Annotated in this window: 25 protein-coding genes; 15 read left to right on the plus strand and 10 right to left on the minus strand. The window is 74.1% G+C overall.

Annotated elements, in window-relative coordinates; translation table 11 throughout:
* From ABKW28_RS13210 to ABKW28_RS13230, 5 genes are read right to left on the minus strand one after another with little or no spacing between them, the layout of a single operon-like run.
* The gene (locus ABKW28_RS13210; protein ID WP_348610330.1) at positions 1–282 is read right to left on the minus strand and encodes a hypothetical protein; all 282 of its coding nucleotides are present in this window, start codon (positions 280–282) and stop codon (positions 1–3) included.
* On the minus strand, positions 279–548 hold the full coding sequence (locus ABKW28_RS13215) for a hypothetical protein (protein ID WP_341228766.1): 270 nt from the start codon (positions 546–548) through the stop codon (positions 279–281). The genes ABKW28_RS13210 and ABKW28_RS13215 overlap by 4 nt, the downstream gene beginning before the upstream one ends.
* Positions 545–1,102 carry an NUDIX domain-containing protein gene (locus ABKW28_RS13220; RefSeq protein WP_348610333.1) on the minus strand — a complete coding sequence of 186 codons (558 nt, stop codon included), beginning with the start codon at positions 1,100–1,102 and terminating at the stop codon, positions 545–547. Before ABKW28_RS13220 ends, ABKW28_RS13215 begins: the two co-directional genes overlap by 4 nt.
* Positions 1,099–1,272: a hypothetical protein gene (locus ABKW28_RS13225; protein ID WP_193670131.1), complete on the minus strand. Its 174-nt coding sequence runs from the start codon at positions 1,270–1,272 to the stop codon at positions 1,099–1,101. Before ABKW28_RS13225 ends, ABKW28_RS13220 begins: the two co-directional genes overlap by 4 nt.
* The gene (locus tag ABKW28_RS13230; protein WP_193670130.1) at positions 1,269–1,532 is read right to left on the minus strand and encodes an antitoxin; all 264 of its coding nucleotides are present in this window, start codon (positions 1,530–1,532) and stop codon (positions 1,269–1,271) included. The genes ABKW28_RS13225 and ABKW28_RS13230 overlap by 4 nt, the downstream gene beginning before the upstream one ends.
* A 47-nt stretch (positions 1,533–1,579) precedes the next feature.
* Here ABKW28_RS13230 and miaA point away from each other — a divergent pair, with 47 nt between their 5' ends.
* The 7 genes from miaA to ABKW28_RS13265 all read left to right on the plus strand — a co-directional run bounded on the left by miaA (position 1,580) and on the right by ABKW28_RS13265 (position 8,208).
* Positions 1,580–2,563 carry a tRNA (adenosine(37)-N6)-dimethylallyltransferase MiaA gene (gene miaA / locus ABKW28_RS13235; RefSeq protein ID WP_348610336.1) on the plus strand — a complete coding sequence of 328 codons (984 nt, stop codon included), beginning with the start codon at positions 1,580–1,582 and terminating at the stop codon, positions 2,561–2,563.
* On the plus strand, positions 2,560–3,102 hold the full coding sequence (locus ABKW28_RS13240; RefSeq protein WP_348610339.1) for a dihydrofolate reductase family protein: 543 nt from the start codon (positions 2,560–2,562) through the stop codon (positions 3,100–3,102). The genes miaA and ABKW28_RS13240 overlap by 4 nt, the downstream gene beginning before the upstream one ends.
* 96 nt (positions 3,103–3,198) lie before the next feature.
* On the plus strand, positions 3,199–5,028 hold the full coding sequence (ggt, locus tag ABKW28_RS13245) for a gamma-glutamyltransferase (protein ID WP_348610342.1): 1,830 nt from the start codon (positions 3,199–3,201) through the stop codon (positions 5,026–5,028).
* A 23-nt stretch (positions 5,029–5,051) separates the two neighbouring features.
* The gene (locus ABKW28_RS13250) at positions 5,052–5,702 is read left to right on the plus strand and encodes an MSMEG_1061 family FMN-dependent PPOX-type flavoprotein (protein ID WP_348610345.1); all 651 of its coding nucleotides are present in this window, start codon (positions 5,052–5,054) and stop codon (positions 5,700–5,702) included.
* Positions 5,699–6,571, plus strand: a complete 873-nt coding sequence (gene dapF, locus ABKW28_RS13255; RefSeq protein WP_348610348.1) for a diaminopimelate epimerase — start codon at positions 5,699–5,701, stop codon at positions 6,569–6,571. The genes ABKW28_RS13250 and dapF overlap by 4 nt, the downstream gene beginning before the upstream one ends.
* A 106-nt stretch (positions 6,572–6,677) precedes the next feature.
* Complete coding sequence (locus ABKW28_RS13260; protein WP_193670126.1) at positions 6,678–7,454, plus strand: SDR family NAD(P)-dependent oxidoreductase; 777 nt, start codon at positions 6,678–6,680, stop codon at positions 7,452–7,454.
* A gap of 73 nt (positions 7,455–7,527) precedes the next feature.
* Positions 7,528–8,208, plus strand: coding sequence for an alpha/beta fold hydrolase (locus ABKW28_RS13265; RefSeq protein ID WP_341231350.1), 681 nt, complete (start codon positions 7,528–7,530; stop codon positions 8,206–8,208).
* A gap of 84 nt (positions 8,209–8,292) precedes the next feature.
* Here the strand turns inward: ABKW28_RS13265 and ABKW28_RS13270 are convergent, their stop codons facing one another.
* A complete protein-coding gene (locus ABKW28_RS13270) occupies positions 8,293–8,925 on the minus strand; it encodes a nucleoside/nucleotide kinase family protein (protein WP_348610351.1) in 633 nt (210 codons plus the stop codon).
* An 83-nt stretch (positions 8,926–9,008) separates the two neighbouring features.
* Between ABKW28_RS13270 and hflX the strand changes: the two genes are divergently transcribed.
* Positions 9,009–10,517, plus strand: a complete 1,509-nt coding sequence (gene hflX, locus ABKW28_RS13275; RefSeq protein WP_348610354.1) for a GTPase HflX — start codon at positions 9,009–9,011, stop codon at positions 10,515–10,517.
* A 24-nt stretch (positions 10,518–10,541) separates the two neighbouring features.
* Here the strand turns inward: hflX and ABKW28_RS13280 are convergent, their stop codons facing one another.
* On the minus strand, positions 10,542–12,008 hold the full coding sequence (locus ABKW28_RS13280) for an alkaline phosphatase PhoX (RefSeq protein ID WP_348610356.1): 1,467 nt from the start codon (positions 12,006–12,008) through the stop codon (positions 10,542–10,544).
* Between the two features lie 155 nt (positions 12,009–12,163).
* Here ABKW28_RS13280 and ABKW28_RS13285 point away from each other — a divergent pair, with 155 nt between their 5' ends.
* From ABKW28_RS13285 to ABKW28_RS13305, 5 genes are all read left to right on the plus strand, one after another.
* On the plus strand, positions 12,164–12,874 hold the full coding sequence (locus ABKW28_RS13285; protein WP_348610359.1) for an SGNH/GDSL hydrolase family protein: 711 nt from the start codon (positions 12,164–12,166) through the stop codon (positions 12,872–12,874).
* A gap of 227 nt (positions 12,875–13,101) precedes the next feature.
* Positions 13,102–15,012: an ATP-dependent DNA helicase gene (locus ABKW28_RS13290; protein ID WP_348610386.1), complete on the plus strand. Its 1,911-nt coding sequence runs from the start codon at positions 13,102–13,104 to the stop codon at positions 15,010–15,012.
* The gene (locus ABKW28_RS13295) at positions 15,012–15,665 is read left to right on the plus strand and encodes a hypothetical protein (RefSeq protein ID WP_348610362.1); all 654 of its coding nucleotides are present in this window, start codon (positions 15,012–15,014) and stop codon (positions 15,663–15,665) included. Before ABKW28_RS13290 ends, ABKW28_RS13295 begins: the two co-directional genes overlap by 1 nt.
* Positions 15,666–15,750: 85 nt before the next feature.
* Positions 15,751–16,227: a DUF6153 family protein gene (locus tag ABKW28_RS13300; RefSeq protein ID WP_348610365.1), complete on the plus strand. Its 477-nt coding sequence runs from the start codon at positions 15,751–15,753 to the stop codon at positions 16,225–16,227.
* Positions 16,228–16,317: 90 nt separating this feature from the next.
* Complete coding sequence (locus ABKW28_RS13305; protein WP_348610368.1) at positions 16,318–16,941, plus strand: DUF305 domain-containing protein; 624 nt, start codon at positions 16,318–16,320, stop codon at positions 16,939–16,941.
* Between the two features lie 87 nt (positions 16,942–17,028).
* Here the strand turns inward: ABKW28_RS13305 and ABKW28_RS13310 are convergent, their stop codons facing one another.
* The 3 genes from ABKW28_RS13310 to lexA form a co-directional block, all read right to left on the minus strand.
* Positions 17,029–18,342, minus strand: coding sequence for an alkaline phosphatase family protein (locus tag ABKW28_RS13310; RefSeq protein WP_348610371.1), 1,314 nt, complete (start codon positions 18,340–18,342; stop codon positions 17,029–17,031).
* A complete protein-coding gene (locus ABKW28_RS13315; protein WP_348610374.1) occupies positions 18,342–20,039 on the minus strand; it encodes an alkaline phosphatase D family protein in 1,698 nt (565 codons plus the stop codon). Before ABKW28_RS13315 ends, ABKW28_RS13310 begins: the two co-directional genes overlap by 1 nt.
* 107 nt (positions 20,040–20,146) lie before the next feature.
* Positions 20,147–20,881 (minus strand): transcriptional repressor LexA, encoded by a 735-nt coding sequence (gene lexA, locus ABKW28_RS13320; protein ID WP_341231710.1) that lies wholly within the window; start codon positions 20,879–20,881, stop codon positions 20,147–20,149.
* A gap of 323 nt (positions 20,882–21,204) precedes the next feature.
* Here lexA and ABKW28_RS13325 point away from each other — a divergent pair, with 323 nt between their 5' ends.
* Positions 21,205–21,576 (plus strand): LysM peptidoglycan-binding domain-containing protein, encoded by a 372-nt coding sequence (locus ABKW28_RS13325; protein WP_348610377.1) that lies wholly within the window; start codon positions 21,205–21,207, stop codon positions 21,574–21,576.
* Between the two features lie 168 nt (positions 21,577–21,744).
* On the plus strand, positions 21,745–22,625 hold an 881-nt coding region (locus ABKW28_RS13330; RefSeq protein ID WP_348610380.1), incomplete at its 3' end, for a methyltransferase domain-containing protein.

The following is a 22,625-nucleotide window of genomic DNA, read 5'->3' on the forward strand; positions in this document are numbered from 1 at the left end:
TCAGTCCTTGCTGCGGGGGTCGATGGAGGAGTAGCCGGCCTTCGGGGTGATCCCCTCGGGCTGTGGCTCCTCGCCGCCCCGGGTCTTCTCGGGCTTGTCGGGGTCGGGGACGCCGTGCTCGTCGGAGAGCGAGGTGTCCTTGACGCCGTCGGTCGCCTGCCGGCTCGAGCCGGTGGGGCCCTCGCGCTCGCTGCTGACGCCCATGTCGCCGGCGAGCTCGTCGTTGGAGTGGCGCGGGTCGTCGGGCTCGCGACCGGTGCGGGGGTCGGTGGGCCGGCTCATACCGGGGCCTCGTCGCTCGGCTCCACGGCCTCGGCGTCGGCCTCGGCGTCGGTGGCCTTGGTGCTGGTGTCCTCGCCCTCGCTCGTCTCGGCGGGGGCGTCCTCCGTGGCGGGGTTGGCGCTCGCGGAGAGGTCGGGGACGACCGGCTCGGGTGAGAGCTCCCCGAACGCGTCGACCCCGCCGGGCACCAGCTGGGGCTCCTCGGCCTGCGGTGTCGGCATCGGACCGAGGTCTGTCGCCTCGTCGTTGCTGTTCTCGTCGTTCATCTGCTGCGTCCTTCCTCGGGGGCCTCGGCGGTGCGCGTGGCAGCGTCGAAGCCGAAGGTGCTGTAGGGACTGGTCGTACCCCGCCGGAGGCTCTCCAACACCGCCAGCTCGTGGGGGACCACCGGGTTGGGCAGCGCGTCGAGCCCGTCGAGGGCGCACCAGCGCAGCCCGGCGGACTTCTCCGGCTCGACCACGCGCGGCTCGCCGCTCCAGGTCGAGGCGGTGAAGAAGAAGTCGATGCGCTCGTCGATCGGCTCACCACCGCGGGTGCGGTGCATGGCGGTGACGAACTCGAGGTCGAGGTCGCCGACCCCGATCTCCTCGCGCGCCTCGCGGTGCGCCGCGTCGTACGCCGTCTCGCCGCGCTCGACGTGGCCGGCGGCGGCCGCGGCCCAGTGCCCGTCCATGTAGCCGGTGCCGCGGCGCAGCTGGAGCAGCACCTCGACCCCCGTCTCGCCCTGGCGGAGCAGGAAGACGTAGGCGGCGGGCACCACCACAAACCGCCCGTGGTGCGGGTCGGTGTCGGTGCTGACAGTGCTGACGGGGCTGGTCACTGGCTGGGCTGGTCCTCGGAGGTCTCGGCGTTGCGCTCGTGCTCGGCCGGGGCCGGGTCGACCGGACGCTCGGCGTCGTCGCCGGGCAGCTCGCCCTCGTGCTCGCCGGGCGGGTCCTCCTCGGTGGGCAGCGGGCTCTCGTGGCGTTCCTCGGGCACGGGTGCGGTCACGGCGTGTCCTCCGTCCGGGGGTAGGTGGTGGGCGGGTTGTCGGGCGGGATGTCGTCGTTCTTGCCGTCGAGCCGGTCGAGGCCGTCCTTGGCCTTCGAGACGCCCTTGGCGATCTTGTCGCTGTGCTTGCCGCCGGTGCGCTTGTCGGCGGCCGCGGCGGCCTTGTCGATCCCGTCCGAGATCTTGTCGCCGTGCTTGTCGACGGCGTCGGTCACCTTGCCGCGCAGCTTGTCGATGTTGCGCTTGTCGAAGAAACCCATCTCGGCCTCCTGGTCGGTGCGGCTGGGGTCGTTGCCACACTAGTCACATGTCGCAGTCGGCCGGGACGCCCGAGGGGATGGGGAACGACCCCGCCTCCGTGCCCGTGGTGGTCGCGGTCGTCGGCGCGACCGCGTCGGGCAAGAGCGGGCTCTCCCTCGACCTGGCCGAGCGGCTCGGCGGGGAGGTGGTCAACACCGACGCGATGCAGCTCTACCGCGGCATGGACGTCGGCACCGCCAAGCTGCCCCTCGCCGAGCGGCGCGGCGTGCCGCACCACCTGCTCGACCTGCTCGAGGTGGGCGAGCCGGCCAACGTGGCTCAGTTCCAGGAGCAGGCGCGCGGCTGCATCGCCGAGCTGCGCGGGCGCGGCCGGGCGCCGGTGCTGGTGGGCGGGTCGGCGCTCTACACCCGCGCGGTGCTCGACCAGTTCGAGTTCCCTGGCACCGACGAGGCGCTGCGCGCCGGGCTCGAGGCCGAGGCCGACGAGCACGGCAGCGCCGCGCTGCACGACCGGCTCACGACGCTCGACCCCGAGGCGGCCGCGCGCATCGAGCCCGAGAACACCCGCCGCGTGGTGCGCGCCCTCGAGGTGGTCGAGCTGACCGGGCGACCCTTCAGCGCCTCCCTGCCGCGCCTGGTCTACACCGACCCGCGCACCGTGCAGATCGGCGTCGACATCGACCGGCCGACCCTCGACGCGCGCATCGAGCAGCGCGTGGAGCAGATGTTCGCCGACGGCTTCGTCGCCGAGGTCGAGCGGCTGCTGGCGGCGGGCCTGGCCCGGGGGCGCACCGCCTCGCGCGCCATCGGCTACCGCGAGGTGGCGGCGTACGTCGGCGGCGAGCTGGGCCTCGACGAGGCCCGTGAGCGCACCGTGGTGGCGACCCGGCGCTTCGCGCGGCGCCAGGACTCCTGGTTCCGCAAGGACCCGCGCATCGTGTGGGTCGACCACGACGACCCGGCGCGCGTCGACCTCGCGCTGGCCGCCGTCGAGCGCGTGTCGGCGGTCGGTGGCAGCATCGGTCCATGACCCGCACGACCTACTACGTGGCCTCGACGCTCGACGGGTTCATCGCCGACGAGCACGACGCCCTCGACTGGCTCTTCCGCCAGCAGATCGACGACGACGGCCCGATGGGCTACCCCGCGTTCATCTCCGGCATCGGCGCGCTGCTGATGGGGTCGACGACCTACGAGTGGGTGCGCACCCACGACGACGTCGCCGGCGGGTGGCCCTACGAGCAGCCCTGCTGGGTCTTCACCCACCGTGACCTGCCGCGCATCGAGGGCGCCGACCTGCGCTTCGCCAGCGGCGACGTGGCCGAGGTGTGGCCCGAGGTGCTCGCGGCCGCGGGCGGCAGCGGCGTGTGGGTGGTCGGCGGCGGCGGGCTGGCCTCGCAGGTCGCGGCCGCGGGGCTGCTCGACGAGGTCATCGTGTCGATCGCGCCCGTCGCGCTGGGCTCCGGGCGACCGCTGCTCACCGAGGCGTTCGACCTGCGCCTGGTCGACCTGGCGCGCAACGGCGACTTCGCGTGCGCCCGCTACGACGTCGTGCGCCCCACGGGCTGAGGGACCCGCACCGCACCCCTGGCGGGCATTGACGCCGAGGGGGGAGGGGCGCACCGTGGAGGCCCCCTCGTCCTGCTCGTCCTGCTCGGAGGAACGATGCGCCCCACCCGCCTGCTCGCGGCCACGACCGCCACCCTGCTCCCTCTCTCGCTGCTCGCCGCTGCCGCTCCCGCGGGCGCCGGCGAGACCCGCCCGCCCGACAAGTTCCCCACCGCCGTCGGCACCGGCGGCGCCGTGACCTCGGTCGACCCCGAGGCCACCCGCATCGGCCTGCGCGTGCTGCGCCGGGGCGGCAACGCGGTCGACGCCGCCGTCGCCACCGCCGCCGCGCTCGGGGTGACCGAGCCCTACTCCGCCGGGGTCGGCGGTGGCGGCTACCTGGTGCACCTCGACGGCCGCACCGGCGAGGTCTCGACCATCGACGGCCGCGAGACCGCGCCCGCGGCGATGCCGCGCGACGCGTTCATCGACCCCGAGACGGGCGAGCCCTACCCGTTCACCCCCGAGCTGGTCACCAGCGGCGTGTCGGTCGGCGTGCCCGGCACCCTGGCCACCTGGGAGACGGCGCTGCGCGAGTGGGGCACCCGCTCCCTGCGCCGCTCGCTGGCGCCGGCCGCCACGCTCGCGCGCCGCGGGTTCGTGGTCGACCAGACCTTCCACGACCAGACGGCCGACAACGCCGAGCGGTTCGCGGCCTTCCGCAGCTCGCGACGGCTCTTCCTGCCCGGCGGGGAGCCGCCCGCGGTCGGCAGCGTCTTCGAGAACCCCGACCTGGCACGCCTCTACGAGCTGGTCGGGCGCAAGGGCACCGGCCCCTTCTACCGCGGCCGGCTCGCGGCCCGGATCGCCAGGACCACCCGCAAGCCACCGGTGGTGCGCGACACCGACCTGCCGGTGCCGGCCGGCCACATGCGCCCGCGCGACCTGCGCCGCTACCGCACCCTGCAGCCCGACCCGGTCACCGCCGACTACCGCGGCCTGCGGGTGCACGGGATGGGCGGCTCCTCCAGCGGCGGCAGCACCGTGGGCGAGACCCTGCAGATCCTCGACACCTTCGACCTCGACGCGATGAGCGAGACCCAGGTGCTGCACCACCTGCTCGAGGCGAGCGCGCTCGCCTTCGCCGACCGGGCGGCGTACCTGGGCGACCGCGCGTTCGTCGACGTGCCCGACGAGCAGCTGCTCTCCGCGACGTACGCCGCCGAGCGCGCCTGCCTCGTCGACCCCGCTCAGGCCGCCACCAAGCCGATCGCCGCCGGTGACGTCGACGAGGCCGACGGGGCCTGCGACGAGGGTCCGCGCCCGCGGGGCGCCACGGCCCAGGACACCGAGAACGTCGAGACCACCCACCTGACCGTCGCCGACCGCTGGGGCGACGTCGTGTCCTACACGCTGACCATCGAGCAGACCGGCGGGTCGGGCATCGTGGTGCCCGGGCGCGGGTTCCTGCTCAACAACGAGCTGACCGACTTCAGCCTCACCTACGACGCCGACGACCCCAACCGCATCGAGCCGGGCAAGCGCCCGCGCAGCTCGATGTCGCCGACCATCGTCACCGAGCCCGACGGCACGCCCGTGCTCGCGCTCGGTTCGCCCGGCGGCTCGACGATCATCACCACGGTGCTGCAGCTGCTCGTCGACCACCTCGACCGCGGGCTCGACCTGCCGGCCGCGGTCGCCGACCCGCGCGGCTCGCAGCGCAACACCGCCGCGGTCACCGCCGAGCCCGCGTTCATCGACGCGTACGGCGAGGGGCTGCGCGCCCTGGGCCACGAGCTGCGCCCGGCCGGTGACGCGTTCACCAGCGCCGCCGAGATCGGGGCCGCGACCGCGATCGGCTTCGGGCCCGGTCGGCTGCTGACCGCCGTGGCCGAGCCGCAGCGGCGGGGCGGGGGTGACGCGCGGGTGCTCGAGCCGCGGCCCTGAGCGCGGCGGCGTACCGTGGCGGCGTGAGCAGCGCACCCCTCGACCGCAGCGCCTGGCGCGAGGTCGCCGACGTCGACGAGCTCGTCGAGCTGCTGGGCGAGCCGGCGCAGCGGGCCCGCGACAAGGTGCGGCACGCGCTGCTCGACGTCGACCGCGACTGGCTGGCCGCCTCGCCGTTCTGCGTGCTGGCCACCGCCGACGCGGAGGGCCGCTGCGACGTCTCGCCCAAGGGCGACCCGGCCGGGAGCCTGGTGCACGTGCTCGACGAGACGACGATCGCGATCGCCGAGCGCCCCGGCAACCGGCGGGCCGACGGCTACCGCAACGTGCTGGCCAACCCCCACGTCGGGATCGAGTTCGTGATCCCCGGGCGCGGCGACACGCTGCGGGTCAACGGACGGGCGAGGCTGGTGCGCGAGGCCGCCTTCCTCGACGAGCTGGTGGTGCGCGGGCACCGGCCGCTCCTGGCGCTCGTCGTCGACGTCGAGGAGGTCTTCTTCCACTGCTCCAAGGCGTTCCTGCGCTCCCGGCTGTGGGAGCCGAAGAGCTGGGACCCCGAGGCGCGGGTGCCCCGGCGTGCCGTGGTGGCCGCCGAGGTGGAGCCGAGCGGACGCAGCGTGGCCGAGCTCGACGAGTACTACGGACCCGGCTACGCCGAAGGGCTCTACCGATGACCTACCCCTTCCTCAAGGGCCACGGCACCCGCAACGACTTCGTGCTGCTGCCCGACCACGACGGCTCCGTGCACGGCGCCCTCGACGTCGAGCGGGTGCGCGCCCTCTGCGACCGCCGCGCCGGCATCGGCGGCGACGGGGTGCTGCGCGTGGTGCGCACCACCGCGCTGGCCGCCACCGACCCCGACGCCGCGGCGCTCGCCGAGGGCGTCGAGTGGTTCATGGACTACCGCAACGCCGACGGGTCGGTCTCGGAGATGTGCGGCAACGGCGTGCGGGTCTTCGCCCTGCACCTGCTGCAGGAGGGCCTGGTCGAGGCCGGTACGCCGATCCCGGTCGGCACCCGTGACGGCGTCAAGGTCGTCACCCCCGCCGGCGGCGCCCCGGAGGACGGCCTCACCGTCGACATGGGCGCGCCCCGCCTGGTCGGTCGCACCGAGGTGTCGGTGGGGGAGCGCGCCTGGCCCGCGCGCCACGTCGACATGGGCAACCCGCACGCCGTCGCCTTCGTCGACTCCCTCGACGACGCCGGGTCGCTGCTCGAGGCGCCCGGCCACGACGCCGGGGTCTACCCCGACGGGGTCAACGTCGAGTTCGTGGTGCGCCGCGGCCCGCGGCACGTCGCGATGCGGGTGCACGAGCGCGGCTCGGGCGAGACGTCCTCCTGCGGCACCGGCGCCTGCGCGGTGATGGTGGCCGCGGCCGAGGCCGACGGGGCGCTCGGTGCCGAGGGGGTCGAGGGCGCCGCGGGGGCGGCGTACCGGGTGGACCTGCCGGGCGGCACCCTCACCATCGCCCTCGACGCGGCCGGCCACGTGCTGATGACCGGCCCCGCGGTGGTCGTGGCCCGCGGCACCACCGACCTGTAGCCCGCGGGCCGAGCAGTCACTTCTGCACCATCGACCGGTCAGTGGTGCACCACCGACCAGTCACTCCCGCGCGAGGCGGTCGGGGCCGGACGATAGGTTGCGCGCCATGGACATCTCCGGAGCATCTGCCATCGTCACCGGCGGCGCGTCGGGCATCGGCGCCGCCGCCGCCCGCCAGCTCGCCGCCAAGGGCGCGACCGTGGTCATCGCCGACCTGCAGGCCGAGAAGGGCGAGGCCCTGGCCGCCGAGATCGGCGGCGTCTTCGCCCAGGTCGACGTGACGAACACCGACCAGATCAAGGCCGCCGTCGAGGCCGCCGCCGAGATCGCGCCGCTGCGCGCGGTCGTGAACTCGGCCGGCATCGGCTGGGCCCAGCGCACCATCGGGCGCGACGGCGACTTCGACTCGGCGCACGACCTGGCGGCGTACACGAAGGTGATCGCGATCAACCTGATTGGCACCTTCGACGTGACCCGCCTCGCGGCCACCGCGATGAGCCGCAACGAGCCCGACGCCGACGGTTGCCGCGGCGCGATCGCCAACCTGACCTCGGTCGCGGCCTTCGACGGCCAGATCGGCCAGGCGGCGTACTCCTCCTCCAAGGGCGGCGTCGTGGGCATGACGCTGCCGGTCGCGCGCGACCTGTCGGCGGCCGGCATCCGGCTCAACACCATCGCGCCGGGCTTGATCGACACCCCGATCTACGGCGAGGGCGAGCAGGCCGAGGCGTTCAAGGCCAAGCTGGGCGAGAGCGTGCTGTTCCCCAAGCGGCTCGGCAACCCCGACGAGCTGGCCTCGATGGTGGTCGAGACCATCACCAACTCCTACATGAACGCCGAGGTCATCCGCGTCGACGGCGGCATCCGGATGCCCCCCAAGTAGAAGTCGTCTCGTGCCCCTGGGCGTGGCCCCCGGGTCACCCTCAGGGGCACGACGCATTTGCAACACTCGACGCGTGGACCTCGCCCCCCGTCTGATCGACACCGTCACCCCCGCCGACCCGAGCGCGGTCGTGCTCGTGCTGCACGGCGGCGCCGACCGCCAGGACAGCCCCGGGGTCAGCCCCACGCAGCTCTCGGTGCTGCGGATGATCCCGGTCGCCAAGGCCGTCGCCCGCGCCGGTCGCGGCCGCCTCGCGGTGCACCGCCTGCTCAACACCCGACGCGGCTGGGACACCCACCACACGCCGGTCGACGACGTCGCCTGGGCGCTCGAGCAGGTGCGCGAGCGGTACGGCGACCGCCCGGTCGGCCTCGTCGGGCACTCGCTCGGCGGGCGGGCCGCCCTGCTCGCCGGCGGGCTCGACCCGGTGCGCTCGGTCGTGGCGCTCAACCCGTGGGTCTACCCGACCGACGGGGTGCCGATGCCGGGTCGCAGCGTGCTGGTGGTGCACGGCATGCGCGACCGCATCGCCCCGGCGGGCCGCGCCGAGACCGTCGCGCGCCGCATCGCGGCCCACACCGGCGTCGGCTTCATCCGCATCCCCGACGGCAAGCACGCGATGCTGCGCCACGGCCGCTCCTTCGACGCGTACGCCGCCCAGTTCAGCGCCGCCAGCCTGCTCGGCGCCGACGGTGTCGAGGTCTCCGGGCCGGTCGCCTCGGTGCTGGCCGGTGAGTCCTGGGTCACCGCCTGACCGCGAGCCGGCGCGAGTTCCGCACGAGCCGGCGTGAATTCCAGGAACTGGCGCCGGCTCGCGGTGAAGTGGCGCCGGCTCGCGTCAGGGGGTGAGGTCGACGACCAGGTCGGCCCGCTGCGCGGCGGCCTCGACGAGCGCGGCGTTGGCGTCGTCGACGCGTGCGACCCAGGCGCGGGCCTGGTCGGGGGTCTTGCCGAACTCGACGTGGCGGGCCACGAGCCGCTCGCGGCGCAGGTCGTCGTCGACGTGCAGGTGCCAGACGGTGTCGAGCTGCTCGCGCACCGCGCGCCAGCGGGGCTCGTCGAGCAGCAGGTAGTTGCCCTCGGTCACCACCTGGTCGGCCGTGCCCGGCACCGCCAGCGCCCCGGCCAGCGGCTGCTCGAGGTCGCGCTCGAAGGCGGGCGCCATCACCAGCGGCTCGCGCCGGCGCACCCGGCCCAGCAGGGCGGCGTACCCCTCGGCGTCGAAGGTCTCGGGCGCGCCCTTGCGCTCCAGCAGCCCGCGCCGGCGCAGCTCGACGTCGGCGAGGTGGAAGCCGTCCATCGGCACCAGCACCGCGCTCCGGGAACCGCCAGAGGACTCGCCCCAGGCCTCGACCAGCGCCGCGGCCCACGTGGACTTCCCGACGCCGGGGGAGCCGGTCAGGCCGAGCACCCGTCCGCGGGCCTCGCCGGCCAGGGCGGCGGGGTCGGGGGCGCTGAGTCGGCGGACCACGCCGCCATGCTGCCACCCCTGCGCCACCCGGTGGGATGAAAGTCGTTCGTGCCGGCGTTGAACCCGGCATACCCTGGAGGCATATGACGAACGCACCTGACTTCTCACTCGACGACGAGCTCGAGGCCACCGACGCGTGGGACGACGACGACGTCGAGTCCGGCTACGCCGACGAACCGGACCCCGAGGACGACCCCACGGTCGGCGCGATGGAGCTCGCGGAGCGCCACCAGCTGCGCCGCGTCGCGAGCCTGCGCACCGAGCTCGAGGACATCACCGAGGTCGAGTACCGCCAGCTGCGCCTCGAGCGCGTGGTGCTGGTGGGCGTGTGGACCGAGGGCAGCGTGCAGGACGCCGAGAACTCGATGGCCGAGCTCGCCCTGCTCGCCGAGACCGCCGGCTCCGAGGTGCTCGAGGCGCTCTACCAGCGCCGCCAGAAGCCCGACCCCGCGACCTACATCGGCCGCGGCAAGGTCGAGGGGCTCGCCGAGATCGTCGCCGCCACCGGCGCCGACACCGTGATCTGCGACGGTGAGCTCGCCCCGAGCCAGCTGCGCAACCTCGAGGACAAGGTCAAGGTCAAGGTCGTCGACCGGACCGCGCTGATCCTCGACATCTTCGCCCAGCACGCCAAGTCGCGCGAGGGCCAGGCCCAGGTCGAGCTGGCCCAGCTGTCCTACATGAAGCAGCGCCTGCGCGGCTGGGGCGGCAACCTGTCGCGCCAGGCCGGTGGCCGGGTGGCCGGCGGCGCCGGCATCGGCGGCCGTGGACCCGGTGAGACCAAGATCGAGACCGACCGCCGCCGCATCAACACCAAGATCGCCAAGCTGCGCGCCGACCTGAAGCAGATGAAGGTCACCCGCGAGGCCAAGCGCTCGGGCCGCGCCCGCAACGAGGTGCCCTCGGTGGCGATCGCCGGCTACACCAACGCCGGCAAGTCCAGCCTGCTCAACCGGCTCACCAGCGCCGGGGTGCTGGTCGAGGACTCCCTCTTCGCGACCCTCGACCCCACGACGCGGCGTACGACGACCGCCGACGGCCGGGTCTACACGATGAGCGACACCGTCGGCTTCGTGCGCCACCTGCCCCACCAGCTCGTCGAGGCGTTCCGCTCGACGCTGGAGGAGGTGGCCGCCGCCGACCTGATCCTGCACGTCGTCGACGGCTCGCACCCCGACCCCGAGGGCCAGCTCAGCGCGGTGCGCGAGGTGCTCGCCGAGGTCGACGCGGCCAAGATCCCCGAGCTCGTGGTGATCAACAAGGCCGATGCCGCCGATCCGCTGGTGATCTCGCGGCTGCAGGCCCGCGAGCCGCACTCGGTCGTGGTCTCGGCCAGGACCGGTGAGGGCATCGCCGAGGCGCTCGCGGTGATCGAGTCCGAGCTGCCGCGCCCCGCGGTCGAGATCGAGGTGCTGCTGCCCTACAGCCGCGGCGACCTGGTCAACCGGCTGCACCAGGAGGGCGAGATCGACAGCATCGAGCACACCGCCGACGGCTCGCTGGTGCGCGGACGCGCCAACGAGTCGCTGGCCGGCGAGCTCGCGTCGTACGCCGTGCAGCCCAGCGCCGTCGAGGGCGGCGCCCGGGGGTAGCCCCCGGGCGCGCCCGGCGCGGGGTCAGACGCCGATCCGGCCCCACGGCCCCCAGATCGCGAACGTCATGCCCCGGCTCGACTGGATGTTGACGTAGAGCGTGCGCCCGTCGTGGCTGAACGTGGAGCCGGCGAACTCGTCACCGAAGCGCTCGTCGCCGCTGCTGCTGCGCAGCCGGTTGAGGGCGATGTCCCAGATCCGGCCGCGCTGGGTCAGCCCGCGCAGGTAGTTGTCACCGCTGGAGTCCTCGCACACCACCAGGGTGCCCTGCTTGGAGGTGGTGATGTTGTCGGGCAGGTCGAGCACCATCGGGCCGGGCGACTGGAAGACGCAGCGCAGCTGCTGGCGCCGGGTGTCGTAGGCCCACACCTGGCCCGAGCCGTTGCCGTAGCCCGAGGGGCCCTCGGTGCCGGGCATCGCCGCGCCGCCGCCCTGGGTGGAGGTGAAGTAGATGGTGCCGCGGTCGTGGACCTGGCCCTCGAGCCGGGAGAAGTACGCCGCGCCCCGGGCCCAGCCCTGGCTGGCCACGTGGGTCAGCGCGGTGCTCTGCTCGGTCGGCGCCGGCTCGCCGGGCGTGTAGTCGTAGGTGGCGTCGGGCTCGGCGATGTCGACCCACTCCACGTCGTAGGTCGCACCCTGCTCCTGGTGGGCCTCGAGGTGGGCGTTGTCGACGCCCTTGACCTTGAGCATCTGCAGGCGCCCGCCGTCGCGCAGCTCGCGGACCTTCATCGGGTGCGCCGGCGGGCGGTAGCGGTAGAAGCCGGAGGCGAAGCCGAAGTCGTCCTCGGTGAGGTAGAGGTGGCCGCGGCGGGGGTCGAAGGAGACGGCCTCGTGGGCGAAGCGGCCGGCCGAGCGGATCGGCCGGCGGCTCGACTGGCCCGAGCCGGGCTGGTGGCTGACCGGCACCTCGAAGACGTAGCCGTGCGGCTGGGTCAGCGGCACGTTGGAGGTGCCGGTGAAGTCGGCCTCGACGTCGGGGCCGTTGACGGTCTCCTCGCAGGTGATCCAGGAGCCCCACGGCATCTGCCCGCCCGAGCAGTTCATCATCGTGCCGTTGAGGCTGGTGAACGAGCCGAGCACCCCGCCGCGGCGGTCGACCTGGACCGTGGTGGTGCCCCCGCCGGCCATCTCGTCGTACGGGTCGCCGGGCCCGAAGGCGGGCTGGGGGTTGTTGACCTCGTGGTTGCGCACCAGGACCGTGGTGCCGCGGGGGCCGCGGAAGGCGCCCATGCCGTCGTGGCGACCCGGCAGCGCGGTGCCGTCGGTGAGCACCACCGGGCCCTCGGTGTCGTGGAACGAGCGGTAGCGGAAGCCGCGCGGCAGGTGCAGGCGCACCGTGCCGTCGCGCAGGTCGCGCACCGGCACCAGCTCGACCGAGCGGGGTGGTCGGCCGCGCCCGGCCTCGGCGGGCATCGTGACCAGCCCGGCGAAGGGGCCGGCGGCGGCACCGGCGGCGCCGGTGCGGATCAGGGCGCGGCGGTCGAGGGACATCGGGCCTCCTGGGGCTGTGCTGGGTGTGCCGTCCAACGTAAGCCAGGTCACACTGCACGTCATCCCTCGCCGAGGAGGTCACGGTCTCCGCACGGGAGGGTCACGACCCGCCCCGAACCGCTGCGCCCGGGCGCGCGCGGGCGCACCATGGTGGTGTGCTCGGTCCGCTCTCGGTGCCGCGGCGGCGTCTGCTCCTGCTCGCGCCCGTCGCGCTGCTCGTCGCGCTCGCGGCCGTGCTCGTGGTGCTGGCCCCCGAGCGGGCCACCGGCTCGTACGCCGAGCGCTGCGAGCGGTTCGCCGTCGACGCCGAGGCCCGTGCCGCGGCCGTGAGCGGCACCGGCGCACCGGTGCTCGTCGTGGGCGACTCGTGGAGCGTCGGTCTCGGCCTGGCCGACCCGACGGCCTCGTGGCCCGCGCGGCTCGATGGTCGGGTGCACGTCGCGGGCTTCTCGGGCTCCGGCTTCTCGGCGCGCGCCTCGGGCTGCGGCGACGTCTCCTTCGCGACCAGGGCGCCCGTCGCGCTGGGCGCGCTGCCCGCCGAGACGCTGGTGGTCGTCGAGGGCGGCCTCAACGACTGGGACCGCTCCGCCGACGAGATCACCACCGGCTTCGAGGACCTGCTCTCCACCGTCGCGGGCCACCGGGTGGTCGTCGTCGGGCCCGCCGGCGCGCCGTCGCGGGCGGCGTACGTCGGGCGGGTCGACGCGCTGCTCGCCGAGCTGTCCGCGCGCCACGACGTCGCCTACCTCTCGGCGCTCGACGTCGACCTCGACTACCTCGACGACCGGCTGCACCTCACGCCCGCCGCGCACGCCGCGTTCGGCGACTGGGTGGCGGCGGGGGTGCGTGGCGCGGCGCGTCCGTGACCCGCGGCACCCGCCCTCCACAGCCCCCGGCCCGGGCCCGGGGAGGTGTCGGCGGGCGCGGCTAGGGTGCTCGGGTGCCTGAGACGTCCTCACCCGCCGCGACCGACGCCGCGACCGACGCCGCGACCCCGCCGCTGCTCAGCGACGCGCCGGTCGGGCCGGTGACGCGCCTGCTCGGCGAGGCCGTGAGCGCGCTGGGCGGTGCCGAGCGGCCGGGGCAGGTGCAGATGGCCGAGGCGGTCGCGCGGGCGTTCGTGGAGGAGGAGCACCTGCTGGTGCAGGCCGGCACCGGCACCGGCAAGTCGCTGGCCTACCTGGTGCCCTCGCTGCTGCACCGCGAGCGCGTCGTGGTGGCGACCGCGACCCTGGCGCTGCAGCACCAGCTGGTCGAGCGCGACATCCCGCGGCTGATGAAGGCGGTGGAGTCCTCCAGCGCCGGCAAGGACGTCGACACCTCCTTCGCGGTGCTCAAGGGCCGCTCCAACTACGCCTGCCTGCACCGGGTGCGCGAGGGCGTGCCCGACGACCAGGGCGCGCTGGTGCAGATGCCCGAGGGGTCGATGGGCCAGAAGGTCCTCGAGCTGCGCTCCTGGGCGGAGAAGCAGGCCGAGGACGGCGGGTCCGGCGAGCGCGACTCGGCCCCGCGCCACACCGACCGTGAGTGGCGCCAGGTCAGCGTCAGCCACCGCGACTGCCTCGGCGCCGCGCGCTGCCCCTTCGGCCAGGAGTGCTTCGCCGAGGTCGCGCGCGAGAAGGCGCACCGCTCCCACGTGATCGTCACCAACCACTCGCTGCTCGCGATCGACGCGATCGAGGGCGTGCCGATGATCCCCGAGTACGACGCCGTGGTGATCGACGAGGCCCACGAGCTGACCGCGCGGGTCACCCAGGCCGCCACCGACGAGCTGTCGGCGCTCGACGTCGAGCGCGCCGCCAAGCGCTCCCAGCGCCACGTCGACGGCTCCGAGGCCGACGACCTGGCCGATGCGGCCGACGCGCTGCGGGACGCGATGGCCGAGTCCGACGCGGGCCGGTTCGAGCGGCTGCCGGTGCACCTGGGCGACGCGCTGCAGCTGGTGCGCGACGCGGCCCGCGCGTGCGTGTCGGCGTACCCCAAGGACAACCCGAAGGACGGCGAGGGCGACCCGGGCAAGCAGCAGTCCAAGGGCATGGTGCAGGACGTCTTCGCGGTCGCCGAGCGGATGGCCGCCGACCTCGAGTCCGACGTGCTGTGGCTGGGCGAGGCCCGCGAGCGGATGCCTGCCCGGCTCCACGTCGCCCCGCTGGCGGTGTGGGGGCCGATGCGCGACAAGCTGCTCAGCGAGAAGACGGTGGTGCTGACCTCGGCGACCCTGATGCTCGGCGGCGACTTCGCGTCGGTGGCCACCAGCGTCGGGCTCAAGCCCACCGAACGGGTCGGGGTCGGGCGCGAGATCGCGCCGGGCGACGGGGTGCTGCCCTGGCGCGGCCTCGACGTGGGCAGCCCCTTCGACTACGGCCAGCAGTCGATCCTCTACGTCGCCCGGCACCTGCCGCAGCCCGGTCGCGACGGGCTGGTCAAGGCCCAGCTCGACGAGATCGTCGAGCTGGTCGACGCCGCCGACGGCCGCGCGCTGGGGCTGTTCTCCTCGCGGCGGGCCGCCGAGGCCGCGGCCGAGGCGGTGCGCGAGCGGCTGCCGCACCTGACGATCCTGGCCCAGGGCGACGCGCAGCTGCCCGAGCTGGCCAAGCAGTTCGTCGAGGACCCCCACACGGTGCTCTTCGGCACCCTCTCGCTGTGGCAGGGCCTCGACGTGCCCGGCGACACCTGCCAGCTGGTGCTCATCGACCGCATCCCCTTCCCGCGCCCCGACGACCCGTTGATGAGCGCGCGGCAGAAGGCGGCCGACAAGGCCGGCGGCAACGGCTTCATGCAGGTCGCGGCCACCCACGCGGCGCTGCTGATGGCCCAGGGCGCGGGCCGGCTGATCCGCACCACCTCCGACCGCGGCGTCGTGGCCGTCCTCGACCCCCGGCTGGCGACCGCGCGCTACGGCTCGTTCCTCAAGGCCAGCCTGCCGCCGATGTGGACCACCACCGACCCCGCCGTGGTCCGCAAGGCGCTGGCGCGGCTCGCCTCCTCCGCGAAAGACGTGTGATGCGTCGCGCCACCTCGGGTGCCGTCGTCGCAGCGCTGCTGCTGGCGGGGTTGCTGGCCGGTTGCTCTGGGGGAGCGAGCGGCGAGAACGGCGACACCACCGCGGCAGGCACCTCACCATCAACCGCCTCGTCGAGCCAACAGCGCGGCTGGCCGACCGTCGAGGTGCTCGAGGAGCTCGACCTCGGCGAGCCCGTGGCTCCGGCCGTCCCGCTCGACGGCGAGCCTGACGTCGCCTACGCCCGCGCGTACGCCGACTACCTGGCCGAGGAGCTGACCTACGCCCTGCGCACCTCGATCGCCGACCCCGAGCTGCGCAACGGCTCGTGCCAGGTCTGCGACCAGTTCGTGACGCTGGCCGATCAGCTGCGCGAGGAGCGCCTGTTGGTGCGCACCGAGCCCGTGCGTGCGGAGTTCGTCGGCATCAGCGACGAGCAGGTCCGACACATCGTCGAAACCGCCACGACCGTCTGGATCGATGTCGACCTGGTGTTCCCGGCCATGCAGCGGGTGGACGAGGAGGGGGTCGTCCAGGTCGAGGTCCCACCCAGCAGGCTCGCCACCCGGTTGGAGGTCGCCATCGTGACCCCGCACCCGAGAGTGTGGTGGACCATCACCGGCGAGACGGTCCAAGCGCCGCCCGGCCAGGCCTGAGACCTCGCCGGGACGTCATACAGGCGGGACGTCAGCGAGCCCAGCGACGTATGACGTCCGGGGGACCCGCTCGTAGGCTGGGGGCGTGCAGGTGGTGAGCTCGACGCCGACGGCCCAGGTGGCCCGGAGCCGTGGCACCGCGCCCGTGGGTGTCGGCCTGCTGGTCGCCGTCGCCGCCCTCGTGCTCGGAATCCTGGGCATGCACGCGCTCGGGTTGCACGGCGTCGGCGTCAGCCACGGCGCCCCGGCCTCGGGGGCCTCCGTCGCCCCGGCAGCTGACTCGACCGGGACGGCTGCAGAGCACGGTGCCCACCACGGCAGCGAGGCCGCGGCGGACGAGGGCCACGGCCTCCAGCACGGCGCCGCGGAGATGGTGGTGCTGTGCGCCGCCATGCTGGCCGCCGCCGCCGGCATGCTCCTGGCCCTGGCCGGCCTGCGGCACCGAGCACCGCCGGTGTGGGCCGAGCTGCGCGCCGCGCTGGCCCTGAGGGTCACCTCCCGCGACCGGCCGGGAGGCACGGGTCCACCAGCGGTGTGGGAGTTCTCCGTCGTCAGGTGCTGAGCAGCGCCGCGCCGCGCCCGACGTACGTCGGCTCCGCGCGGCACCGCCGCCCCGCACGATCCCCGGACCACCTGACACCAGGAGACACCCATGTCCCACCGCTTCACCCGCGCCCTGGGCGCGAGCCTGCTCGTCACCGCTCTCGCGACCTCTCTGGTCGCCTGCGGCGGCGAGGAGGCCGGCACCACCACGACCGAGCTCTCGGCCACCGAGCACAACGACGCCGACGTCGCCTTCGCGCGCGACATGGTCCAGCACCACGCCCAGGCGGTGGCCATGGTCGACCTGACCCGCGGGCGCGACCTCGACCCCGAGGTCGCGCAGCTGGCCGAGGGCATCCGCGACGCCCAGGTCCCCGAGATCGAGACCTTCAGCGACTGGCTGGGCGACTGGGACGAGGAGGTCCCGCCGACCATGCTCGACCACGCCAACGCCGGCCACGGCTCCGGTGACATGTCCGAGACCATGGAGGGCATGGACGACGCCATGCCCGGCATGATGACGGGCGCCGACATGGACGCCCTGCAGGACGCCGGCGCCGGTGACTTCCAGACGATGTGGCTCGAGATGATGATCGAGCACCACGAGGGCGCGGTCGAGATGGCCCGCACCGAGCAGGAGGACGGCCGCTACCGGCCGGCCGTCGAGCTCGCCGCCGAGATCGAGGAGAGCCAGGGCGTCGAGATCGAGACGATGCGCGGCCTCCTCGGCTGACCGGCCCCGCGGGACGTCATACGGGCGGGACGTCAGCGAGCCGCGGGAGGTATGACGTCCCGCGGCTCGCCCCGCTGCTGTGCCGGCCTACAGCCGAGAGCGCCCGTCGTACCCGCCCCGCGGCGGCTTGAGCCCGAAGAACGCCCCGACGGTGGGGGCGACGTCGGTGGTGCGGGCGTGGCGTGGGGAGACCGTGCCGGGGGTGACCGAGCGGTGCCCGCCGCCGATGAAGAACGGGATGGCGCGGGTCGCGGGGTGGCCGTGGTTGCCGGGGATGGGGTTGGAGAAGACGTCGGGGTCGCTGAAGCGCCAGCCGGCCCGGCAGAAGACCACCACGTCGCCCGACTCGGGGCCCAGGCGCAGCCAGTCGGCGCGGCGGTCCCAGGCCTTCAGCACGCCGGGCACGTCGGAGGCGATGCGGCGGATGCGGCGTACGGCCTTGTCGCGCTGGGCGCGCGGGCCGGTCCAGTAGACGAGGTCGGCGCCGCCGTTGTCGGCGATCGCGAAGCGCCCGGCCAGGAACGGGTCCTCGGAGAGCGGCCCCTGCAGCGAGACGATGCGGTCGGGGTAGGACCAGTCCATCGAGTGGTCGGCCAGCACGATGACGATCGAGTGCTCCCAGCGCCCCGAGCTCTTCAGCTCGGCCACGAAGTCGCCCACGAGCCGGTCGGTGTTGACCAGCGCGAGCCGGCGCGCGACCTCGAGGGTGGTGGGCCCGGTGAGGTCGGTGTGCCCGAGCCGGTCGACGTCGCCGAGGTTGACGAAGACCAGGTGCGGGTCGAACGTCTCGACCATGTCGAGCGTCGCGCGCATCGTGAACTCGTCAGGGGCGTGCCCCGAGATCGGCACGATCGGGAACGGCTCCCAGCGGTGCGTGGCCCGCTCGCCGAAGATGCCGTAGAGGTACTCCTTGCTCAGCACCGTGCCGGTGCGCAGTCCGCGCCGGTTGAGGCGTTCGATGACGGTGGGGAAGCGCAGGTCGGAGGGCCGGTCGAGGGTGCGGACGTCGCCCAGCTCGCGGTCGTAGACGGCATTGGCCGGCACGCCGCTGCGGTCGGGCCGCACCCCGGTCATCATCATCGTGTGGTTGGGGATGGTCTCCATCACCGGCATCGACGTGGCCCGCGGGTGGTGCACGCCGCCCTCGCGCAGCGCCAGCAGATTGGGCGTCAGGCCGCTGTCGATCTCCTCGGGCCGGCAGCCGTCGACGACGAGCACGTAGGCGCGCTTGCGGGTCGCGGGGCCGGCAGCCACGGCCGGGTCAATGCCGGCGAGCGTCGAGAACGCCAGGCCCGAGGCCGCGGCGGTCAGGACCGTACGCCGCCCGGCGCGGATCTCGCCGAGCCCACGGTCGAAGGGTGCCTGGCCGTCGGTGCGGCGGGGCGTGCTGGGCTCGCACATCAGCGGTCTCCGACCGGGGTCGCCACGCGCCGCACCGTGCTGGTGCCGGCGAGGGTCTCGAACGACGCGTCGTGCGTCGCGGTGGTCTGCTTGTCGTCGCGCGCGCCGATCACGAACCAGTCCATCTGGGTGCGCTCGGCGGTGATGTCGAGCACCGAGAAGCCGTGGTCGTCGAAGTTCAGGTACTTGATGTGGCGGTTGTTGGCCTGGATCGCGGCCTCCACCACCGGGGTCAGCGCGGGCTGGCCGGTGATGTCCTTGAGGTTGTTGGAGGTCACCGAGGAGCAGACGAGCTCGACGCCGACCGAGTCGCCGAGCACCGGGTAGGCCGAGGTGTCCAGCGGCAGGTCGCAGGCCCAGCCGGAGTGGATGTCGCCGGTCACGAAGACCACGTCCTTGACCTGGTGGTCGCGGATGTGGGCGAAGACCTCGCGCCGGTCGGCGGTGTAGCCGTCCCACTGGTCGACGTTGTACGGCGCGCCGTCCTGCGGCAGCAGCCCGGTGACGTTGTTGACGGGGTCGATGAGCTCGTTGGGCAGGTCGGCGAAGGTGACGGGCGCGATCATCACCGGGTTGCCGATCACCTTCCACTGCGGGGCGTGGTCGCCCCGGGTCAGGGAGTCCTTGAGCCACTCCATCTGCCGGTTGCCGGTGATGGTGCGCAACGGGTCGTTGACCTCGGCGTCGACGACCGGGGTGGCGACCTGCTGGGAGCGGTAGGTGCGCAGGTCGAGCATGCTGATCTCGGCCAGGTCGCCGAAGCGCAGCCGCCGGTAGAGCCGCGCGCCGTCGCCCAGCGAGGCGGTGCCGTCCATGCGCACCGGCATCCACTCGTCGTACGCGCGGTGGGCGCGGGCGCGCCGCTTGAGGTAGTCGCCCTCGCTGTCGTCGTGGTTCTCGGCGTTCTTGCGCCACTGGTCGTTGGTGACCTCGTGGTCGTCCCAGGTCACGATCCAGGCGTACCTCGCGTGCAGCGCCTGCAGGTCGGGGTCGGTCTTGTACTGCGCGTGCCGGCGGCGGTAGTCGGACAGCGAGACCATCTCGCGGGCCGGGTCGTGGGCGCGGACGTCGACGTTGTCCTGGCCCATGCCGTACTGGCCGGGGGCGTACTCGTAGAGGTAGTCGCCCAGGTGCAGCACCGCGTGCAGGTCGTCGCGCTCGGCGAGCAGCCGGTAGGCGCTGAACCAGCCGGCCTGCAGGTTGGCGCAGGAGACCACGCCGAAGCGCAGGTTGGCTGGCGTGGCGCGCTTGGCCGGGGCGGTGCGGGTGGTGCCGACGGGGCTGCGCTGGCCGCGAGCGGTGAAGCGGTAGTAGTAGGTCGTCGCGGGCCGCAGGCCGCGCACGTCGAGCTTGACGGTGTGGTCGCGCGCGGCGCTGGTGACGAAGCGGCCGCGGCGCACCACGTCGCGGAAGCGGCGGTCGGTGGCGACCTCCCAGCGCACCCCCAGCCGCGGGCCCTTGCCGGAGCCCGGGGTGGCGGCGCGGGTGGGGGTGACCCGGGTCCAGATGAGCACCGCGCGCGGCAGCGGGTCGCCCGAGGCGACCCCGTGGGCGAAGACGTCGTGGCGGGCCCGGGCCGCCTGGGCGGCCGGCAGGGCGCCGCTGCCGGCGGCGATCGCGACGCTGCCGGCGCCTCCGGCGGCCAGCACGGTACGCCGGGCGAGCGAGGTCGAGGTCGGGCTCTGGGGTGGGGTCACGCCTCATCCAACGACGAAACCCCGCCCGCGTGACGCGGACGGGGGTGTCGACACCCACTGTTCACCGTCGGTTCGACGGCGGGTCGGTGGCGGGTCGGTGGTGGGGCTCAGACGCTGCGGAGCACGGCGGTGACGACGCCCAGGATCGAGGCGTGGGTGCCGTCGATGGGCTCGTAGGCGTCGTTGTGGGGCAGCAGCCAGACCTTGCCGTCCTTGCGCTGGAAGGTCTTGACGGTGGCTTCCTCGCCGATCAGGGCGGCGACCATCTGGCCGTTGCTGGCGGTCTGCTCCTGGCGGATCACCACGTAGTCGCCGTCGCAGATCGCGGCGTCGATCATCGAGTCGCCGGAGACCTCGAGCAGGAACAGCTGGCCGTCGCCGACGAGCTGCTGCGGCAGCGGGAAGACCGCCTCGACGCGCTCCTCGGCCAGGATCGGGCCACCGGCGGCGATCCGGCCCACGACCGGCACGTAGGAGGCCGCCGGCATGGTGTTACCGATGTCGGTCTCGTCGACCGAGCTCTCGTCGGCCGAGGAGATCGCCTTGCGCCGGGCCATCAGCTCGGGCAGGAAGACCTCGAGGGCGCGGGGGCGGTGGGGGTCGCGCTTGAGGAAGCCCTTCTCCTCGAGCACCTTGAGCTGGTGGGAGACGCTGGACGTGCTGGTCAGGCCGACGGCCTGGCCGATCTCGCGCATGCTCGGCGGGTAGCCGCGGGTCTCGATGGCCTCCTTGATGCAGGCCAGCACCTTGACCTGACGCGGGGTCAGGCCGGTCGCGTCGGGGGGCCCGTCGGGCAGCTCTGCGACGCCCCGCTTGCGGGGGCCGCCGTCCTTGGTCGCCATCGTGTGCCTTTCGTGCGCGAGGCCCGAGCCGGGGAGTCCGCTCGGATGGTCGTGGGGCCACGTTATCGCCGCACGCGTCCGACTTCAAACATCTGTTCGACTGCGTGTCGCGAGCTGCGGGCCGCCCTCACCGTCTCGAACAATTGTTCACCAGACCCCTTGCGTGCGTCGAACACCTGATCTAGTCTCGCTCATGTGTTCGATCGAACACCTGGTCGATCCGGTGCCTGATGGCCGGTTCGAGCGGGACTGTCGGTGGTCGTCGGTAGACATCACCTCGCAGCGATCGACCACCCGACCACCCCCTTCCCCAGGAGGTCCAGATGAGCACGATGACCCTCACCGCCACCCCGGCCCAGCTCCGCCTGCGCCCGGCCCGCACCACCCCTGCCACCACCCCTGCCCCCGTCCGGCTGACCCGCCGCGGCCGGCTCGTGGTGCTGGCGCTCGGCCTGCTGCTCGTCGCCCTGGTGGGCGTCGTCCTGGCCGGCGGCTCGGTGGCCACCAGCGAGTCCGGTCCCACCCCGGCGACCGAGATGATCACCGTCGGCACGGGCGACACGCTGTGGGCGATCGCTGCCGAGCGTGCCGAGGCCGGCGACGTGCGTGAGGTCATCGAGCGCATTCAGCGGCTCAACTCCCTCGACGGTGGCCTGGTGGTCACCGGTCAGCGGCTGGTCGTCCCGGCCGGCTGAGCCGGACGCCCGGGCGTGAGGTCCGGGCACGGCGGCCACCTGGCCGCCCACGATTTTCGCCGGTCGCCTCGACCCCGGCCGGCGAAACCAGGGGAAAGACGAGGGGCGGGCCCGCAGTGGGCCCGCCCCTCGCGCCATGTCCGGGTGCGCCTCGGTCAGGGTGGGGGCATGGGTGCGGCTCGCGACGACGACGTGTTCGAGGAACGACTGGCGCAGTGGCAGGCCTGGTGCGAGGCGCCGTGGGGCCGGCTGCGGTTCAGCGTGGTGCGCGAGACGCTGCGCCGCCAGGCCCAGGCGCTGGGTGGGACCGACGGTGGGCTGCGGGTGCTCGACGTGGGCGGCGGCGACGGGCGCGACGCGGTCGCGCTGGCCCGGATGGGTCACCAGGTGACGGTCCTGGACCCCGCGGCCTCCTGGCTCGCCGAGGCCCGCTCGCGTGCGGAGTCGGCCGGGGTGGGGGAGTGGCTGGTGACCGTCGAGGGGTCCATCGACGACCTGGGCGCGGTCGGCGGCGGCTTCGACCTGGTGCTGTGCCACTTCGTGGTGCACTACCGCCCCGCCGAGACCGGCGCTGCCGACGTGCGACGTCTGGCGGGGGCGGCGCGCCCCGGCGGACGGGTCTCGGTGATGGCGCCCAACCCCGCCGCCCGGGTGCTCGGCCGGCTGGTGCGCGAGGGCCCGGAGGCGGCGCTCGACCAGCTCGAGCGCGACGACATGGAGTCGGCCACCTTCGCCACCACCGCCCGGGCGGTGCCCCCCGAGGAGGTCGAGGGCCTCCTGGTGGACGCCGGGCTCGAGGTGGTCGGGCGGTACGCCGCTCGCGTCGCCAACGACTACCTCGCCGACGACACCCTCAAGGCCGACCCGGTCTACTTCGCGGCGCTGGAGCGCCTCGAGCTCGCGCTGTGCGACCAGGAGCCGTTCCTCCGGCTCGGCGCGCTGTGGCAGGTCGTCGCGCAGCGCCCGGCACGACCGGGGGGGGGGGGGGGGGGGGGGGGGGGGGGGGGGGGGGGGGGGGGGGGGGGGGGGGGGGGGGGGGGGGGGGGGGG

The organism is Nocardioides sp. 31GB23, from assembly GCF_040012395.1.
Taxonomy (GTDB): domain Bacteria; phylum Actinomycetota; class Actinomycetes; order Propionibacteriales; family Nocardioidaceae; genus Nocardioides; species Nocardioides salarius.

Bases quoted from the DNA above. Each gene is read 5' to 3' on its own strand.
- ABKW28_RS13210 (WP_348610330.1), bottom strand. From the start codon at position 282: ATGAGCCGGCCCACCGACCCCCGCACCGGTCGCGAGCCCGACGACCCG.
- ABKW28_RS13215 (WP_341228766.1), bottom strand. From the start codon at position 548: ATGAACGACGAGAACAGCAACGACGAGGCGACAGACCTCGGTCCGATG.
- ABKW28_RS13230 (WP_193670130.1), bottom strand. From the start codon at position 1,532: ATGGGTTTCTTCGACAAGCGCAACATCGACAAGCTGCGCGGCAAGGTG.
- miaA (WP_348610336.1), top strand. From the start codon at position 1,580: ATGTCGCAGTCGGCCGGGACGCCCGAGGGGATGGGGAACGACCCCGCC.
- ABKW28_RS13240 (WP_348610339.1), top strand. From the start codon at position 2,560: ATGACCCGCACGACCTACTACGTGGCCTCGACGCTCGACGGGTTCATC.
- ggt (WP_348610342.1), top strand. From the start codon at position 3,199: ATGCGCCCCACCCGCCTGCTCGCGGCCACGACCGCCACCCTGCTCCCT.
- dapF (WP_348610348.1), top strand. From the start codon at position 5,699: ATGACCTACCCCTTCCTCAAGGGCCACGGCACCCGCAACGACTTCGTG.
- ABKW28_RS13260 (WP_193670126.1), top strand. From the start codon at position 6,678: ATGGACATCTCCGGAGCATCTGCCATCGTCACCGGCGGCGCGTCGGGC.
- hflX (WP_348610354.1), top strand. From the start codon at position 9,009: ATGACGAACGCACCTGACTTCTCACTCGACGACGAGCTCGAGGCCACC.
- ABKW28_RS13280 (WP_348610356.1), bottom strand. From the start codon at position 12,008: ATGTCCCTCGACCGCCGCGCCCTGATCCGCACCGGCGCCGCCGGTGCC.
- ABKW28_RS13290 (WP_348610386.1), top strand. From the start codon at position 13,102: ATGGCCGAGGCGGTCGCGCGGGCGTTCGTGGAGGAGGAGCACCTGCTG.
- ABKW28_RS13295 (WP_348610362.1), top strand. From the start codon at position 15,012: ATGCGTCGCGCCACCTCGGGTGCCGTCGTCGCAGCGCTGCTGCTGGCG.
- ABKW28_RS13305 (WP_348610368.1), top strand. From the start codon at position 16,318: ATGTCCCACCGCTTCACCCGCGCCCTGGGCGCGAGCCTGCTCGTCACC.
- ABKW28_RS13310 (WP_348610371.1), bottom strand. From the start codon at position 18,342: ATGTGCGAGCCCAGCACGCCCCGCCGCACCGACGGCCAGGCACCCTTC.
- lexA (WP_341231710.1), bottom strand. From the start codon at position 20,881: ATGGCGACCAAGGACGGCGGCCCCCGCAAGCGGGGCGTCGCAGAGCTG.
- ABKW28_RS13325 (WP_348610377.1), top strand. From the start codon at position 21,205: ATGAGCACGATGACCCTCACCGCCACCCCGGCCCAGCTCCGCCTGCGC.